Origin of the sequence: Blautia sp. MSK18_10, assembly GCF_020553185.1 — a bacterium.
Lineage (GTDB): Bacteria > Bacillota > Clostridia > Lachnospirales > Lachnospiraceae > Blautia_A > Blautia_A wexlerae.
In genome coordinates this window covers 1-16,972 of record NZ_JAJCGT010000033.1, presented here as the reverse complement: position 1 = coordinate 16,972, position 16,972 = coordinate 1, and the positions used below count along the sequence as shown (strand labels likewise).

18 protein-coding genes, 1 tRNA gene and 2 pseudogenes are annotated in these 16,972 nt (G+C 38.8%); 2 read left to right on the top strand and 19 right to left on the bottom strand.

All coding sequences use genetic code 11. The features are described 5' to 3' along the window. Positions 1-190: 190 nt before the first annotated feature. The 18 genes and pseudogenes from LI074_RS12625 to LI074_RS12540 all read right to left on the bottom strand — a co-directional run bounded on the left by LI074_RS12625 (position 191) and on the right by LI074_RS12540 (position 15,154). Positions 191-487 carry a hypothetical protein gene (locus LI074_RS12625; protein ID WP_173698305.1) on the bottom strand — a complete coding sequence of 99 codons (297 nt, stop codon included), beginning with the start codon at positions 485-487 and terminating at the stop codon, positions 191-193. A gap of 214 nt (positions 488-701) precedes the next feature. Next, positions 702-2,015: an IS200/IS605 family accessory protein TnpB-related protein gene (locus tag LI074_RS12620; protein WP_173698306.1), complete on the bottom strand. Its 1,314-nt coding sequence runs from the start codon at positions 2,013-2,015 to the stop codon at positions 702-704. A gap of 317 nt (positions 2,016-2,332) precedes the next feature. Next, positions 2,333-3,394 (bottom strand): Fic family protein, encoded by a 1,062-nt coding sequence (locus tag LI074_RS12615; RefSeq protein ID WP_161233809.1) that lies wholly within the window; start codon positions 3,392-3,394, stop codon positions 2,333-2,335. A 111-nt stretch (positions 3,395-3,505) separates the two neighbouring features. Next, entirely contained in the window at positions 3,506-3,727 is a 222-nt protein-coding gene (locus LI074_RS12610; protein WP_173698303.1) for a hypothetical protein, read from the bottom strand. Continuing rightward, complete coding sequence (locus LI074_RS12605) at positions 3,724-4,314, bottom strand: helix-turn-helix domain-containing protein (RefSeq protein ID WP_243152707.1); 591 nt, start codon at positions 4,312-4,314, stop codon at positions 3,724-3,726. The genes LI074_RS12610 and LI074_RS12605 overlap by 4 nt, the downstream gene beginning before the upstream one ends. Positions 4,315-4,688: 374 nt before the next feature. After that, complete coding sequence (locus tag LI074_RS12600) at positions 4,689-4,898, bottom strand: DUF6219 family protein (protein ID WP_008392833.1); 210 nt, start codon at positions 4,896-4,898, stop codon at positions 4,689-4,691. Between the two features lie 227 nt (positions 4,899-5,125). Then, positions 5,126-6,130: a GGDEF domain-containing protein gene (locus tag LI074_RS12595; RefSeq protein WP_128868238.1), complete on the bottom strand. Its 1,005-nt coding sequence runs from the start codon at positions 6,128-6,130 to the stop codon at positions 5,126-5,128. A gap of 253 nt (positions 6,131-6,383) precedes the next feature. Then, positions 6,384-6,533: pseudogene (locus LI074_RS18205) on the bottom strand (DUF6783 domain-containing protein); the annotation flags it as partial. A gap of 238 nt (positions 6,534-6,771) precedes the next feature. Beyond that, a complete protein-coding gene (locus tag LI074_RS12585; protein ID WP_128868187.1) occupies positions 6,772-7,068 on the bottom strand; it encodes a hypothetical protein in 297 nt (98 codons plus the stop codon). Positions 7,069-7,077: 9 nt separating this feature from the next. Then, positions 7,078-7,230, bottom strand: a pseudogene (locus LI074_RS17955) (DUF6017 domain-containing protein); the annotation flags it as partial. A 518-nt stretch (positions 7,231-7,748) separates the two neighbouring features. Then, positions 7,749-7,822: transfer RNA gene (locus LI074_RS12575), tRNA-Arg, on the bottom strand. A 352-nt stretch (positions 7,823-8,174) separates the two neighbouring features. Next, positions 8,175-9,452, bottom strand: a complete 1,278-nt coding sequence (locus tag LI074_RS12570; protein ID WP_055058231.1) for an anti-sigma factor C-terminal domain-containing protein — start codon at positions 9,450-9,452, stop codon at positions 8,175-8,177. Continuing rightward, entirely contained in the window at positions 9,449-9,958 is a 510-nt protein-coding gene (locus tag LI074_RS12565) for an RNA polymerase sigma factor (RefSeq protein ID WP_070100002.1), read from the bottom strand. The genes LI074_RS12570 and LI074_RS12565 overlap by 4 nt, the downstream gene beginning before the upstream one ends. Before the next feature lie 529 nt (positions 9,959-10,487). Further along, positions 10,488-11,363: a DUF3881 family protein gene (locus LI074_RS12560; RefSeq protein ID WP_173698307.1), complete on the bottom strand. Its 876-nt coding sequence runs from the start codon at positions 11,361-11,363 to the stop codon at positions 10,488-10,490. 32 nt (positions 11,364-11,395) lie between these two features. Further along, the gene (gene serS / locus LI074_RS12555) at positions 11,396-12,688 is read right to left on the bottom strand and encodes a serine--tRNA ligase (protein WP_118331685.1); all 1,293 of its coding nucleotides are present in this window, start codon (positions 12,686-12,688) and stop codon (positions 11,396-11,398) included. Between the two features lie 192 nt (positions 12,689-12,880). Further along, positions 12,881-13,399, bottom strand: coding sequence for a DUF4446 family protein (locus tag LI074_RS12550; protein ID WP_020993348.1), 519 nt, complete (start codon positions 13,397-13,399; stop codon positions 12,881-12,883). A 13-nt stretch (positions 13,400-13,412) separates the two neighbouring features. Continuing rightward, entirely contained in the window at positions 13,413-14,387 is a 975-nt protein-coding gene (locus LI074_RS12545) for a ParB/RepB/Spo0J family partition protein (RefSeq protein WP_025578450.1), read from the bottom strand. After that, positions 14,387-15,154: a ParA family protein gene (locus LI074_RS12540; RefSeq protein WP_008708026.1), complete on the bottom strand. Its 768-nt coding sequence runs from the start codon at positions 15,152-15,154 to the stop codon at positions 14,387-14,389. Before LI074_RS12540 ends, LI074_RS12545 begins: the two co-directional genes overlap by 1 nt. A 633-nt stretch (positions 15,155-15,787) precedes the next feature. Here LI074_RS12540 and LI074_RS12535 point away from each other — a divergent pair. After that, on the top strand, positions 15,788-16,741 hold the full coding sequence (locus LI074_RS12535; RefSeq protein WP_008708024.1) for an alpha/beta fold hydrolase: 954 nt from the start codon (positions 15,788-15,790) through the stop codon (positions 16,739-16,741). A gap of 66 nt (positions 16,742-16,807) precedes the next feature. Here the strand turns inward: LI074_RS12535 and LI074_RS17950 are convergent, their stop codons facing one another. Next, a complete protein-coding gene (locus tag LI074_RS17950; protein WP_306441496.1) occupies positions 16,808-16,912 on the bottom strand; it encodes a DUF6783 domain-containing protein in 105 nt (34 codons plus the stop codon). Between LI074_RS17950 and LI074_RS17945 the strand changes: the two genes are divergently transcribed. Beyond that, a partial coding sequence (locus tag LI074_RS17945; protein WP_320443422.1) for a DUF6783 domain-containing protein occupies positions 16,886-16,972 on the top strand: 87 nt, incomplete at its 3' end. The genes LI074_RS17950 and LI074_RS17945 overlap by 27 nt on opposite strands.

Sequence of the window (16,972 nt, the reverse complement as noted above, 5' to 3'; positions counted from 1 at the left end):
AGTTAACTCTCGAGAGGTAATTAATTCTCATATTATTAACTACATATCTTGAATAAACCGCATAAATAAGCCATTCTTTTGAATCGAGAGTTAATTTTACAGGAAGTTAAGAAGAGTATTTCCATCCGCATCCTGCTCTATCTTTGGATACAGCGCAGCTTCAACTGTATTGGACCAAGCCCTGCAAGAGCTACCAGTGCACGATAAGCATCTTCTGTATTGAAATCTCCGATCGGTTCACCAAAATAGTCCCACTGACCAAGCTTTTTGAGAATTTCTGGCCCTCTTTGATAAGCTTTAACCGAATTTCTGTCAGCATTGTCTTCCAGTTTTCTGCAACATCACCGGTAAGAACAGAAGTGTCAAATTCCATACCAGGACCTATATTCACAACTGCTATTTTTTCAAGCATTTCCTTATCCGCAGCTGCCGGAGAATTCTTTACCATCAACTCATTGGCCTTATTAAAAAATGTGATCGGATCCACGTTAGGAGTCACCACAGTCCTGAATTGTGCTTCCGCCCCAAAGCTTTATGGGTGAACCTCACATGACTGAAGTCACATGCTTCCAGACGCTTTAGGCGTCCGACTGAATATCGGTGGATACGCCTGTAACTTAGGTACGCAGTTATGCGCATTTCCCATGCCAGATATGGCAGGTTCCCACATTACAGGTAGTCCGCTGTATATCTGCCTGTATCTATGCTGCTTTTAAACGTTCCATTTCTGAATGGAGTTTCCTCAGATCTGCATAGACGCATGAGGTTCTACGCTTTAGAGGAGGGACTTTTGCCTCCAGTAAAGACCTTTCCGTTGCCGGAAGGGGTTTTAAAAGTTCCCTTATAAAATATCTCGCCCCTATATTATAGGATGCTGACAGGTCACAATTATATCGTTTTCCTGTCTGGAAAGTACAGAGGCTGTAATTTTCCCGGTCACGTGTTACCGTCCCGGAACCATCATAAGCCAATCTGCTGGTATTCCATGCGCAGATTCTGGATACCCGCATCCCTTTCCTGTGTGCCTGATGTTCACAACACTTCTGGATATCTCTTTTTCTCCACAGGTGCAGTTTCTGTTTTTTCTTTCCCGATATCTTCCCCTGCATCTCCAGATACTCGAACACGATCACATCTGCATGGTTTTCTTCCGCATATCTTACAATCGCACCTGCAGTCTTTTTACCCAGTTCTGTGTTCAGACGTTTCGTATATGCCCATCTTCCCTGTGTCTGCGCAGAGCCATGTTCCCTCTGGAATCTGCGGATCCGTCCCAGTGTGCGGTAACTGGGATGATCTATGAATCTTCTTCCCAGGACAGTTCCGTCTGCCCGCATGATAGTACAGACTGCATCGGTATTAATCCCTAAGTCCACGCTGCAGATAATCTGTTCTTTCACAGGTGTTTTGGTAAGTGTTACTTCCTCTTTATAGGAAAAACGCAAAAAATACTTCTGGTGTCTCTTTTCCAGAGTCGGGGCAGATGCCTTTTTCCCTGACCAGCATTTTCTCAGATATTCCATATCCGTATGATCCAGACGTACACAGGACCATTTCCAGTCATGACCGTCATAGAGTTTCAGGTATGCTTCGTCTTTCCCTTCCGCGCCTTCACGATACATGACATCACGGTAGAAGACCGGCATGGCGTGATTTTCATATACAAGCTTTGGTTTCCCGCTCTTTCCGTCGGTCTTTTCCCATAGATCCAGCCGTGTTTTATAAGAGGATACTGTCCCCAGTGCATGCTGGATGGCAGATCTGCGCAGATAGGAAGGCATCTTTGGGAACCGGATATCAAAATCAAAACAGGCATGGTTTTTCTTCGTAGTATGTACCAGATGTTCTGCAGCATTAAAACGCCTCTTTGCATCCGGGATTTCTGCTAATTCTTCCCATACCTGCACATAAATCCCAATCAGATAGCTGACAGCAAAACGATAGATCTCCAGTGTCTGGCAGATCGGGATATTCTGTTTTCGTAATTCTACACCATAACTGGATATTATCTGCATTTTTATTTTTCCCTGATAACTCTTTTCTCAGATTCTGTTGTTTTTTCTACTACCCATGGCTATATTTTAGCACATATAGCGCTAAAAATAAACATATGTTTTCCTTTGGGTAAAAAATTTGCGCGTCTAACTCATCACTAAGTAACGAGAATGCGACGCGCAATTATTCAATTAAACTTCCTATCGAAAGCACAAGATATTTTCTTGTCTATAAATAATATACCGCATACGAGACGGTTTGTCCATGCGTTTTTGACTGGCAAATTGGTTAATTCAAAGTAGTAATATTATTATTATGGAAATCTGAAAATAATTTTTCAAATACGGACATAACCGGTGGATGGACCTGCACCGACCTTTGCGATATACCCACTCTTAACTAAATCTGTCAGTGTTCTTTCCACGGTAACCTTACTTATGTCAGGGCATAGTTCCACAATTTCCTTCTTCGTTATCTTACCAACCTTATTATCAATCACCGCCTTAATTCTATCCGGCTTGGAAAGATTATGGTACTTCAAATGTTCTACACGGCTTTCAAATTCATTGTATGCTTTCAGCATAATACCTAAATAATACTTAACAAAAGGCTCATAGCTGTTTTCGCCCTCATACCAGCCAGTAGAACTTGCTTGAAGGGCTTCATAATATGTTTCTTTTGTCTTTTCAATCAGCATTTCCATACTGACATATTTTCCAACGATATATCCCGCCTTATAAAAAAGCAGTAAAGTGAGCAAACGGCTCATCCTACCATTTCCGTCATTGAAAGGATGGATGCACAGAAAGTCCAGAATGAACATAGGAATCAAAACCAGTTTATCAATGCGGTCAGCTTCCCATGCTTCAAGGAAACGAGCGCAAAGTTCGTCTATTGCTTCTGCAGTCTGAAAAGCTGGAACGGGAATAAAACGAGCTTTCTGGTGTCCCTCGGCATCGGTTTCTGCAATTACATTGTCTGAATTCTTATAGGTACCACCGATGTTTCCTTGGGAATAAGAATATAAATCACGATGTAACTGTAAAATAATGTTTGGTCTTGGAGTGATATATTCATAACTTTCGTGAATCGTAGCCAGCACTTCACGGTAGCCGGCAATTTCCTGTTCAGACCGATTACGTGGCTCTGCTTTCTGACTTACCAGTTCTTCCAAACGTTTATCACTTGTAAATATACCTTCAATTCGGTTAGATGCTCCCGTACTTTGAATTAAAGCAACTTCCAGAAGTGTTTTCAGTTCATCTATGTTTGCTTCCAGAAATAATTCCTGTTTACCTTTATGCTCATGAATACTGCCAACCATCTGAACAATTTCAGGTGTCAGCAACTTCGCAGGATTTGTAATATAATCAAAATTTCTCATTGAAATCTCCTTCATTTTGAATTTATCTCCATCATTTTAATGCTAAATGATGGAGATTTCAATAGATTTGATGGAGATAGATTCTCCATATGCACAATAAATATACTCATTGGGATATAAAATTCATTACTTCATCGTCTTCGCCAACGAATTGAGTAATGCCCGCATCTCTGGATTAGCCAATACTTTTGCCAGAAGTTCCGGATCGACTTCATCCAATGCATTCAACGATTCTTTTCTTATACGCTGTGATTCTTTGTTGATGAAGACATCCAGCTTATACCAATCCTGACCTTCCAGGAATTTTTGAAAACTCTCTTTTGTGATCCTTTTCTTTTCTGCAATCACAATGAATTCAAAAAATGACTATACTTTGGATTATCAAGAATTGTATATACTGCACTTCTGGTTGTTCCAAGCAGCTGTGCCATCTCAGGCATCGTAATTGTTGCATCTTCCAGAAGAGCGTCTTTTTCTCTGTCTTCCTTTGTTCGATACCGGGACTGGCTTTTATACCAGTTTTGAAAAGATTCTTTTGGTATTCGTTTCCAGTAATCGACAATAACCGCTTCCATTTGATTTTTCTTGAGTAATTCATAAACAAGATAATCATCAACACCTAACAGATCCGCGACTTCCTTAACGGAATAGGACCAGGATTTCAATTCTTTCCCCGGTTCTTCTCCGGTAACTTTATGATATTTAATCTGATTGGCGTACCATTTTTCAAAGCTGGCAATATTGATTCGTATCTTTCCGGCAATCTCTTTAGATTCAAAAACATTTTTATGCACCAGCCAGTATTGATCTGTCTTTTTTAATCCCAGCAGCTTTCCCATTTCCGGCACGGTCATCCAGGTTCGCTTTTGTGTTGGACGCCGTTTGCAAGGACTTTCTTCTGATATCTTCGAAATGATTTCTTCTACATCGTCCATTTCCGAAACTTCTTTTTGTTCTGCAATCGTATCTTCCAGCCAATCTTTGATATAAAGAATTTGATGAACTGCGCTTTGCTGTCGACAACGACGGAACAAATATTCTTGTAATCATTAATAAGGGTGAGATTACTGGTGCAGTTGACATTGACAATATGTATGAATTTGCTTCTTCACACTACGATGATTTCAAGGATCTCCGCGATGATGATGAAATAGTTATCAATAGGGCGTGGATCCTTAACAAACTTGCCGAATCAGAAAACGAATAGTATATTTGGTGGCTACACCCCCAAGCCCCTGTAGAATAAATAACGCCAGTACTGGATATCAAAAATCCCGCACCGGCGTTATTTATTAAAATATTTTGTTTTTTAATCTTCAACACTCTCTACTGAAACTTCTTTTTTCTTCCTACTTTTACCAGAAATCATCTTGTGTCCTGTATAAATAGCCATAATCATGCAAAGCAAAGAACTTGCTGCAAAGTACTTATGGCCTTCTTTTGATCCCTTATAACCTGTATAAAAAGTTCCAAGCATTGTAATCAGTGCACCGATAGACCAATATTTATGTGATTTCATTCAGATACCTCCTGCCGTTTTTCTTAATCATATACCTTTTAAAAGATATATACAAACTTGAATTTTACAAGTAAAATGACCGAAATTATTTATTTGCTATTTCTACGATCATTATGCTCATAGTATTTCATTTTATCTTGATACATCTGTTCATCGATTCTATTCATAAAATCATCTATTGTTTCGTTACTTAGATTAGTTATTGCGTATCCCATAGATGCAGATAACTAATACGGTTTATCGCTCTTTTCATTCTCTGTCACAAAATTCTTTTTAGCAGATTTGATTATTTTTTGTATGAGCTGATCATCTGTTGTATTTAGCATTATAACAAATTCATCACCAGCATATCTTGTTACTACACCATATTCAGAGAACGATTTCCGAAGTAAATCAGCAACAATACACAATGCCAGATCTCCTTCTGCGTGTCCGTAGTTATCGTTAATCTGTTTAAATCCGTTCAGATCAATCATAATACCGGATACCCAGCAGTCCTTTTTATTACAGGCTCGCTTATGTAAAAATTCCAGATACACGCGATTATATAATCCTGTAAGGCAATCTGTAAAAATAATCTCGTTTTTTAGTGCTGTCATTATTCCCGCGACCGATATTGCAATAGATGTCCAGGTGATTGCAATTTCAACGAAAAATGCTTGAATAACTACCCCTAATATAACAGGAATTAGAAATATATGAACTGGAAATAATTTTAAACTGCCATTTTTTTTAACACGCTTAACATACAAATACAAGCTGTCCAAAATGTAAAAAGCAGCAAAAATCAGAAAAATAATATATGCGAATCCTCTCTGATACCTACCATCACTCACCGAAAATACCAATGGATAAAAAATATTGATTACTAACAGTACAATAGAAATAAGTCCAATTGTTCGGTAAATATTTCTGCGTATATCAGAAAATGGGATATTCATATGTACCATTATGAATTTAGCCCACAAATATCCAATCATTACATTTCCTAAAAAGAGCCCTGATCCGCTCAGAAAGACCAAAACTTTGATAACTATATTAGAACTGCCAGCAAGATAATAAACGCAACTGTCAGAAATATTGGCAATCCCTATAGTTACCATCATTTGCTGTAGAAGTCGCATATCTCTGTCGTACTCCGCTTTTTGTCTGTTAGCGAGATACAACGTTCCAATCAGCAGTATACTAATAATATCTGCTGTAAGTACAGAAAATGAAAGATTCATATCCATAGCAAGTCTCCTTTAAAAATCCCGATTTGCACTTCAAATCGTTTTCTTCATTCTATCACAGCATCTATTATTCTGCCATCAATCTTTCGAACCAGGTATCCATGACAATAATAAACTGGCTTGCCCCTTTCCATTCTTGCAGCATTTCATCCAGAGTTTTGTGCTTCACATATTTCTGTACATACACCCAGGTGGCAACACTGCTAGAGCGTGTCTGAAAAAGGCTTTCTGCAAGATGTGCGTCACAATTTGTGGGATATTTTGCCCGGATGAGGGCGCCGTAGTGGGCTACGGCAACTGAATTCGGGTGAAATATCCCGCAAAGTGGGGCGTGCAGATTGCGGGAATGATTTTTCAGACACGCTCTAGCCTGAGAGATAATTCCTGCTATAATTTTACGCATAGTTTCTTCAAATTCCGCGATTTCTTCTTTTGGAACGATGTCATAGAGATCTGGAATCTGAAAATCTTCCTTCTCACAATTTTCATCCACATCAATTAGATCTGCCGTCACTCTCTTTCTGGATTCCTCAGGTAATTTCAAATATTGCCAGATTATTGAGACCACTTCGGACGGTGTGTCTTTTTTGATTGGTGGTAATTGTATAAAATCATTCTTTTCACTCATTTTCATATCCTCCTCAAGATAAAATAAAGTCAATAATACATTCTCTTGTCATGTCCAGTACAGTATCTACGAACACTCCTGCAAACAGGATCAGATACAGAATAACACTCAGCGCAAACAGGAATGCAACCTGTACCCAGTCATGGTAACAGTATGCAGTTGCTATAATCAACAAAGTGAATATAAAACCAAGGATTCCCCTTACAACCGCATAAGTCTGTACTGTCATCTTCACTACCAGGCCGATCACAAAAAGGATCAGCCATACCGGCAGTAATAATATCTTTCCAGCAAGTTTTAAAATAAACATGTGCACCTCCTATCTTACCAATCCTGGCATATCATGGTTCACCTCTGCCTGATAATACCCGTTCATCGTTGACGGTGCATTAAACAGGGCTGCTAATAAATATTTCTTGATGTTCTTCACCTTTGTGGTGTTACCACTCATACAGTGTAAGACATCTTTCACCTGAAACGGATGCTCTTTGAACGGTCGAAGACGCTCAATCTCAATTTCTATGATTCTTTCTTCGTTTTCTTCTGATTGTCTGTTTAGTTCAGTCATCTTGACTCCTTTCCTCCAGGATTCAGGACACTAAAAAATGCCTGACTGGAACTTTTATAGATAGTAAAGTTCCAAACAGACATTGCTGTTTGACCATTAGCTGTAGCTAATAGAATTGAGTACTGTTTCAGCTAATTTATGTTTGCAAGTTTGGGAGAGATTGTTTCTTTTCCCGCCTTTTCTCTGATTTACATCCCCGAATAAGGGGTGACAACGGAGCGAACCCAAATGTTAGCTGAACTTCCTAAAACCCATGTTTGCAAACCGGTAATTTTGATTAGCTGTCAGCTAACAAAAATCGGATTGCGTTAGCTGGAAATTGATCATTTTGAATGGAATTTTGTGTCACGAACGTGATTAGAAAATAACAAAAGCGTTCGTTGTCAGCTAATCCAGCTAACATTTTCGAACGCTTTGAAGCCCGTCGCCAAGAGGATTTGAACCTCCGACCCCTCGCTTAGGAGGCGAGTGCTCTATCCAGCTGAGCTATGACGACACATGCCGCAAACCCTTGATTTTACTGGGTTTCTGGGATTTTTCCCTTCGGCCATATATTAGATTATCAGCTCTTTTACAAGCTGTCAATCACAGATTTTTCTGAGTTGTTTTTTTACTCAGAGAAATACCCCTGCTCTCTTTATAGAGACGGATACTCTATCTAACTGAACTATGAGAATTCCTAACCCATATCTATGATTTTACTATATCTAAAGAAAAATTACAAGCATAATCTGGCTTCTCATTTTAAATTTTACATTCAGACAAATATTCACAATCCGCTTCGCTGCTTACCTGATTTGATTAAAAAAGTGCAGAAATATCTCTTCTGATATATCTGCACTTCTTTCTTAATTTTGTAGTATTGTCTGGACATAGGACACCATATCTTGTTTATATAATTCGAGAAGATTCTTTTTCTTTGCATAAACTGCAAAGCCATGGATCTTCAGCCCATTTTTCTTTACATAGTTAATCATATCCTGGTATCTGTTCGGAGAATCCGTCGTCTGTCCCATCATTGAAATAATGTCGTCATAATCCTGAATGTAGGAAAGCATGCTGATAAAGTGGGTCTGCATAGTTTCTTCGTCTGTCACATCCACATCATGACAGATATCTGTATTATCCAGAAGCGACAAATATGGATATTTCTCTCTGTCCCAATTCATGCTCATCCCCGACGGATACGGACAGAAACCAATGTTTGGTTCCACACAGTAACCATCCGCGTCTTCCGTATGAACTGCACACCAGAGTTCTCCCCATTCCAGTTCTTTATCATCAGACAGTTTCTGATACCACTCAATAAAATCTCTGTAATCCACAATATCATTTATGGAAACATAGGCAAGATACCAGTCGTTATCATTGTATTCTGCGATTGCGTCTTTGGAATCCTGAATGCTTTCCCCCTTACGCATTTCTGTGTCTATTTTAGTTTCTTTTCCATTTTCATGCACTTCCCACGCCTCCCACGCGGTCGTATCTCCCGGAAGATAAAACTGCATAAGTGGTCTGCTCAATATGTTATTGTCATAAAAAATAAGATTTCCTCGCACCAAACGTCCACTGACAGAAGTGAATTTTCCAGTCCAACTAAAAGTCTGCGGAATGATAATATCGTATTCACCATACCCTCTCGATACCGCACTGACCTGACTACGATGATTACCCGGCAAAAACAGTTCAGAATAAACAGAAAGATCCAAATCCATTCTGGTCGTAGTCATTTCTTCATATTTACCAACTACTTCATTGGGATTATAATAAAAATCCGACACGGCCTTTGGGAGGATAAATACAGCACATAAAACAATTACAAGGACAGCTACTCCTACAATCATTCCCATTTTAATAAAAGCCTTGCGGATTGACCATCTGATTTCTTTTATAAATTGCCTGTTGATCTCATCTTTTTGATTGTTTTTCTGTCCTGCTAACCATTCTTTATTTTCCGGATTCTCTGCATTCTCACTCTCCAGATCAGAAAATTCTGGTATCTCACCTTCTTCATAGAGAAATTCACTGATTGCGTCCTGTTTTTCAATAGCTGCTTCAACTTCTTTTTTTCTAACATCGTCCAATTTTCCCTGTTTATATAAGTTCAGTAACTCACGATACGTCATTTGGAGTCCTCCTTTCTACACTCTTCCAGATATTTTTTCAATTCTTTCCTTGCCCGGTATGCAAGCACCCGTACATTTTCCAACGTGATATGTAAAACTGCCGCGATTTCTTTCTGTGTCATTCCGCCAAAATACTGCATCTGAATGATTTCTCGCTTCTTTATATCCAGTCTGAGGATTGCCTGATAAAGCATCCGCCTGTCTTCTTCCTCGAAAATTTTTTCAGGCAGACCTTCTTCTGTTTTTTCTTCTAAAGGATATATCTGTTCATCCATCAGAATCTCCCGTAATTTCTTTTTCTGTTGATTATAGAACAGGTTTCTCGCTACCATATAGAGCCATGCCCGCATGTTGCTATGTCCGTCCGGCAAGGCCAGAAGTGCTTTCAGGAAGGTTTCATGGAGCAAATCTTCTGCCAGATATCTGTCCCCACAAAGCGAATATAAATATAAATATAATTCTTTCTGATAAAGGCTGTAAAGCTTTAATAAGATTTGATTATCCACTTCTATCATTCCCCCTTCCCTGATTTTCGCGCTGGATATAGCTTTCATATCTGTTTTGTTTCCAGTTTTTTATCCCTTTCACTAATATAACATCTGTAAACGAAAAATGTTACAAATAAATCAACACATAGAAAGTGCATCTCCCTTTACTGCCGGAAATGTAGTATCTCCTGGATTTTCGGTATTTTCCTGTATATCTTTATTCCATTTCTGTTCCGTATGTCTCAGGATTTTGACATATTCATATCAAAATATTTCGCAGAATAGTGGCGCGTAAACAGTAATATTTTCCTATCTCTTGTCAAGTGTAGAAATTACATGATATTTTACAATGTTTCACGTGAAACATTACAAAGAAATCTTGCCCATTGTTTTTTATAAATCAAAAATTATATGCTATAGCAACTCCATAAAAAAATGCAATCAAGACAGTTCAGCAGAGCGCGAAGTACTATGACACCAAAAAAAGCATGGACGAAGTACTCTCGTCCATGCTATCATGCTATCATTCTGAACATATCTTTTAATTTTAATAATGCAACTGTCCCTGGAGCCATATGATTCCTTTGAATCTACGTCCGATCTTTGGCTCCCCCAGCAAATCATTCTTATTGATACAAACATCAAACTGCATATCATTACAGTCTAATGTAAGCTGGCAGATTTCTTCTCCTGTTATAATGTTCTTGAATGTCATAAAATCCAGAATCTCACCCATGACACTATATTGATCACATTCAATCCCATATGGCATGAAATAGGAATCCACTATTGAAAAAATATCGTCTGTAACTATACGCTGAGAAATCATGGAATATGTATCCATATCCTCCATCGTGAGGCTCTCCATAGCCTCTTCATCACCGTTTCTGGCGGCTGCAATGAGATGATTTCTGTTCTTTGTCAGTTCACGTTCTGCTTTTACTGCTTCTTTATCTTTCTCTACAGGAAAAAGGATTTTTCCTTCCCTGGCCAGCCCGGAAAGGGTTAAAGGCTGGCCACCCGGAAGTATGTTGCCTTTTTCACGCTGTTGCAGATACTCAGCAGCATTCTGAAGATAGAAAATTAAAGTAACCCCAATTCTCAAATCGTCACAGGCACCTGCAAAAGATTCTTTGTCTGCATGTCTTTCTATCACAACACTCTCCTGTGTTGTAATGCCTGTTCCGCGAAAAAAAGGGAAATAATAATCCGGATAAAATACGTTGTTTTCATCATACTGCCCGCAGACAGTAATTCCACAATCGCATCCATAATTCTTGGAAAACTCTGCAAACATACCATCAGGGTAGTTCTCTATGACCGTTTTCTCATCATAAGTTTCAACCACATCCGTAATGATCTGTCTGATACTGCTTCTTTTGGTGATCCTGGAAAAACCAACTGCCCTCAGATAACTGTGCATAAGAACACCTCCCTGAAAAAGCTCACCCTCCATTAAGCGTGCTTTTTCTCAATCTTTGTCATACCACCCATGTATGGCTGCAGAGCTTTAGGAATACTTACAGAACCGTCTGCATTCAGGTTATTCTCCAGGAATGCGATCAACATTCTAGGCGGTGCTACAACAGTATTATTTAATGTATGTGCAAGATACTTCTTACCATCTTTTCCGTTTACACGGATCTTAAGACGACGTGCCTGTGCATCACCAAGGTTTGAACAGCTTCCTACCTCGAAATATTTTTTCTGACGTGGAGACCATGCTTCTACGTCAAGAGATTTTACTTTCAGGTCTGCCAGGTCACCGGAGCAGCACTCAAGTGTACGAACCGGAATATCCAGAGAACGGAACAGATCTACTGTATTCTGCCATAATTTATCAAACCACATCGGACTCTCTTCCGGTCTGCAGACAACGATCATTTCCTGTTTTTCAAACTGATGAATACGGTAAACGCCTCTCTCCTCAAGTCCATGAGCACCTTTTTCCTTACGGAAACATGGAGAATAGCTTGTAAGAGTTTTCGGAAGTTCTTCCTCAGGAATGATCTGATCGATAAATTTACCGATCATGGAATGTTCACTTGTTCCGATCAGGTATAAATCTTCACCCTCAATCTTATACATCATGGCATCCATTTCAGCAAAACTCATTACACCTGTTACAACATTGCTTCTGATCATAAAAGGAGGTACACAGTAAGTAAAACCTCTGTTTATCATGAAGTCACGTGCATAGGAGATTACTGCTGAGTGAAGTCTTGCGATATCTCCCATTAAATAGTAGAAACCATTTCCTGCAACACGTCTTGCACTGTCAAGATCAATTCCATCAAAATTTTCCATAATTTCTGTATGATATGGCACTTCAAAATCCGGAACAACCGGTTCACCAAACTTCTCGATTTCTACGTTCTCGCTGTCATCTTTACCGATCGGTACAGATGGATCAATGATATTCGGAATTACCATCATATCTTTGAGAAGTTCTTCCTCTACCTCTTTCTCTCTTGTGGAAAGTTCTTCAATACGGGTTCCGGAAGCAGCTACCTGTTTCTTTACTTCTTCAGCTTCTTCTTTCTTTCCCTGTGCCATCAGTGCACCGATCTGTTTGGAAATTTTATTTCTCTCTGCACGAAGAGCTTCTACTTCCTGTTTGATTTCGCGATTCTCTTTGTCCAGTTCCAGAACTTTATCCACTAATTCCAGTTTATTATCCTGAAATTTGTTGCGGATATTCTGTTTTACAACTTCCGGATTTTCTCTCACAAATTTAATATCTAACATCTTGTTCCTCCTGAAATATTCTATTACATTATGTAATGATGTCAGGGTAAAATCTGGCAACAACTTTCCCCCTGATATCAATTTATCATATCATGTGCATTCCTGCACAAAACAGATTCTCTTTTAGTATGCTCTTGTTTTCAACTTTTAAACATTACTGTTCACTCCGTTCACAGTAACTTTTAAAAAACTTTATTCTTCAATATTATCCAGTCCAAAATTCACTGCCTTACGAAGTGCCTCTACTTCTTCCTGGCTGAGCATAACGTAGGATTCGCCTTTTACAATTTCTTTCATATACAAAAAACAATTGTCCCGGCTGTGTACTGCATTTAAGATAAGGCCTGTATTCTCTTTGTCCAGCAAAGCCAGCGCAAAACTTAACTTTCCACCTACATCATCAAATGCGTCATACTTTTCTACACCATATTTATTAAACATTTTATCAAGATTCTTTTTGATAAAAAGAAGATCATGATCATGTTCTTCCTTCGCATCATAGAGCTTATCTATCTGAGCGAATTTTCTAACGAATACTTTTTCCAGAGACTGTGCATCTGAACCTTTCATGAACGTCTTATATTTACGTTCCAGACGGCTCAGGCGCATATTCATACTGATATTCCTTACCAGCAGGAAGATAGTAAGAATCAGCAGTATAATAATGATGATCCCGGAATCAATTCCAAGATTTTCAAAAATGCCACTCATATTACTGTCACTCCTAACCAATGGATTCGAAAAGATCTATGATTCTTTCCAGTTCATCCTTGGAATAATATTCAATTTCAATTTTACCTTTGTCATTTTTCTTTCTGTGAATCTGAACTCTGGTACCCATGATACTTTTCATTTTTTCTTCCAGACTCTCATATATTGCATCCTCAGCAGAACTGAATTTGCTCTTCTTTGCTGTTTTTGGCGGCTCCAGCATACGTTTTACAAGCGCTTCTGTTTCACGAACACTTAATTTCTCGTCAAAAACCTTCATTGCAATTGATTCCTGCTTTTCCTTATCTGCTATCGAAAGGATTGCCCTGGCATGACCGGCAGTGATCATCTCATCAATCAGCATCTGCTGCACTTTTTCACTGAGTTTGAGAAGTCTCATTGCATTTGTTACTGCTGTTCTGCTCTTCCCTACACGCTCTGCGATTTCATCCTGTTTCAGATGAAATTCATCAATCAGTCGTTTATATGCCATCGCTTCTTCCACAGGGTTTAAATCTTCCCGCTGAATATTCTCAATCAGGGAAATTTCTACTAATTCCTGCTCAGAAAACTCTTTAACAATTACAGGAATCTCTGTCAGTCCGGCAAGCTTTGCCGCTCTCCAGCGTCTTTCACCTGCAATTATTTCATAGTAGTCCTTTTTATCAGACACAAGAAGTGGATGGAGTACGCCGTACTGTTTAATAGACTCAGACAGTTCCATGAGTGCATCTTCATCGAACTGTTTACGTGGCTGATCCATATTCGGCTCTACACTTGAGATCTTTACGATCATTGCCCCTGTTTTCGAATCTGCTGTTTGCTTCTTTGCAACAGTAGGGTTTGTCTGTTTTTCAGCTACGTCAGATTTCTTCTCTGTTTTAACTGTTTTGGTTATTGTCTTTCTGGCAGGTTCTTTGACAACAGATGTTCTGTCTGGAAAAAATGCATCTAAGCCTCTGCCAAGACCGTTTTTTCTTCCTGCCATTAATTATCCTCCCTGTTGAGCACTTCCTCTGCCAGAAGCCTGTAGCTTTCTGCTCCTGCTGATCTCGGATCATAGATATTAATCGGCTGTCCATAGCTTGGAGCCTCCGCCAGTCTTACATTACGTGGAATAATTGTTTTATAAATATTCTGATTTAAATTCTCTTTTACGTTTTCCACTACCTGCAGAGACAGGTTTGTTCTTGCGTCATACATTGTGAATACTACGCCTTCCATTTTCAGACGTTTATTCAGTCTTTCTTTTACCAGATCAATGGTATGAATCAGCTGTGAAAGTCCCTCCAGCGCATAATATTCACACTGGATCGGCACTAATACAGATGTAGCTGCGGTTAATGCATTGATCGTCAGCATATTTAATGACGGCGGACAATCCAGTATTATGTAATCATATTTACGTCGAAGCTTATCTGTAATTCCCTTTAAGATAAATTCTTTATCATCGATTCCTACCAGCTCGATTTCTGCACCGGAAAGATTAATATTAGATGGAATCAGGTCAAGATTCTCAACAACATCTTTTACAATCGTGTCTTTCATTTCTGCCTCTCCAAGCAAAAGTTCATACAATGTATTTTCTATGCCGTTCTTATCAACGCCGAAACCACTGGTAGTATTTCCCTGTGGATCCATATCAATTGCGAGAACCTTTTTCCCTTTTTCTGCAAGACATGCTGAAAGATTAATTGCAGTTGTTGACTTTCCAACTCCGCCTTTCTGATTAGCAACTGCTATAATTCTTCCCAACTTCATTCCTCCTTTATGAGGTTTTAATTGTAGTTATTCCTATTTTGCCTGTTACATTATTTTTTATAATGCCAACATGCATACGCAGGTTTATTATAACACTTTTATTTTAATCATGCCACATAATGTTTCACGTGAAACATAAAAAAACACATTATTTTTAGCATAAATATTGTATATTTTGTGGTGATTGACATTTTCTTTTTCCATCAATCGTTACTGTTCACTCCGTTCTCAGTAATGTAGCCAAAATTCCAGATTGCCTGCGGCAATGGAATTTTGGCTTGTATGTCTCGGGATTTTGGCACATTCATGCCAAAACACCTCGCGGGATTGTGGTGTGTGAACAGTAATCATCAAGTTACTGTTCACTGGTAATATCCCGCGAGGTGTTTTTTGTGAGTGAAGGTCACAGAAAACCCGAGACATACCGCGCGAATTTATGCGATTAGCATAAATTCTGTGCATCGCGAAGCGTGTTGCTGTGAACGGAGTGAACAGTAACATCATCAATCCATATGGTTCTTTTTTTCGCATCATATTTTCTTGTAAAACAGACAGTATCGCGGTATAATATGGGTATATAATTTTAGCAGGCTAATCACTTGTTATGCTTGATAAAGGAGGCCGAAAATGAGTAAAAACAAGCACAAATTTCTTACATTTGCTGCTCTGATGACCGGCGCAACTGTTGCTGTTCATTTTATTAACCACACGATTGCTACTGCTGCACAATTAAAACAGATGCTCCACATTTCTAATGACAATTACTTTGAATGGCGCTTTGGGAACATTTATTATACCAAAAAGGGAACTGGGTCACCGATTCTTTTGATTCATGACACTTTACCTGGAGCTTCCGGGTATGAATGGAGCAAAATTGAAGACGAACTGGCAATTGACCATACCGTATATACTGTTGATCTGTTAGGATGCGGACGTTCGGACAAATCCAGCATTACCTATACAAATTTTGTTTATGTTCAGATGATCAGTGATTTTATCAAAAAAATAATTGGTCAGAAAACAGATGTGATTGCAAGTGGTTTTTCAGGCTCTTTTGTTACTATGGCCTGTCACAATGAGAAAGAACTTTTTAACAAAATCATGCTGGTAAATCCGCCCAGCCTGACTCAATTAAAACAGATGCCAAACAGAAAGGACCGCCTGTTAAAAGCAGCTCTGGAAATTCCGATTTTCGGAACTCTGGTTTATCATATGATCGTATCACGTGATAATATAAATAATCTTTTTATCGAGAAGATGTATTATAATCCATTCCATGTGGATAATCAAATGGCAGATGCTTATTATGAAGCAGCTCATAAAGGTGGATATTATACCAGATTTTTGTACTCCAGTCTTGCAGCTAAGTATATAAATATAAATATCTGTCATGCACTTAAGGCACTGGATAACAGTATTTATATTGTTGAAGGTGAAACAGAGCCAAACGGAAAGGCTGTCACTGATGATTATTGTGCCTCCAACCCGGCTATTGAAGTTTCTGTTCTCAAAGAAACAAAACATCTTCCACATGTTGAAGCACCTGAAGCGTTTCTTGAACAGGTTAAAATTTTCTTTTAAGCCTTATATTTAAGCCAGAATGAGTCGACGAGTTGATTTTGAGACAGTTTTGAAGGATAAATTTTTTTATTTCAGGTCGGAAGAAGGCGACGTTGCGGTGACTACAGCAACCGAATTCGGACAAAATATACCGCAAAATGGGGCGTGCAGATTGTGGGAATGATTTTTCAAACACGCTCTAGAGCGTGTCTGAAAAATAAAAATTGCACAAAACGCATGTTTTATTTCCCT

Excerpts from the sequence above, each read along its gene's own strand:
- LI074_RS12620 (WP_173698306.1), bottom strand. The coding sequence starts at position 2,015 with ATGCAGATAATATCCAGTTATGGTGTAGAATTACGAAAACAGAATATC.
- LI074_RS12615 (WP_161233809.1), bottom strand. The coding sequence starts at position 3,394 with ATGAAGGAGATTTCAATGAGAAATTTTGATTATATTACAAATCCTGCG.
- LI074_RS12605 (WP_243152707.1), bottom strand. The coding sequence starts at position 4,314 with ATGGACGATGTAGAAGAAATCATTTCGAAGATATCAGAAGAAAGTCCT.
- LI074_RS12600 (WP_008392833.1), bottom strand. The coding sequence starts at position 4,898 with ATGAAATCACATAAATATTGGTCTATCGGTGCACTGATTACAATGCTT.
- LI074_RS12595 (WP_128868238.1), bottom strand. The coding sequence starts at position 6,130 with ATGGATATGAATCTTTCATTTTCTGTACTTACAGCAGATATTATTAGT.
- LI074_RS12585 (WP_128868187.1), bottom strand. The coding sequence starts at position 7,068 with ATGTTTATTTTAAAACTTGCTGGAAAGATATTATTACTGCCGGTATGG.
- LI074_RS12570 (WP_055058231.1), bottom strand. The coding sequence starts at position 9,452 with ATGACGTATCGTGAGTTACTGAACTTATATAAACAGGGAAAATTGGAC.
- LI074_RS12560 (WP_173698307.1), bottom strand. The coding sequence starts at position 11,363 with ATGCACAGTTATCTGAGGGCAGTTGGTTTTTCCAGGATCACCAAAAGA.
- serS (WP_118331685.1), bottom strand. The coding sequence starts at position 12,688 with ATGTTAGATATTAAATTTGTGAGAGAAAATCCGGAAGTTGTAAAACAG.
- LI074_RS12550 (WP_020993348.1), bottom strand. The coding sequence starts at position 13,399 with ATGAGTGGCATTTTTGAAAATCTTGGAATTGATTCCGGGATCATCATT.
- LI074_RS12545 (WP_025578450.1), bottom strand. The coding sequence starts at position 14,387 with ATGGCAGGAAGAAAAAACGGTCTTGGCAGAGGCTTAGATGCATTTTTT.
- LI074_RS12535 (WP_008708024.1), top strand. The coding sequence starts at position 15,788 with ATGAGTAAAAACAAGCACAAATTTCTTACATTTGCTGCTCTGATGACC.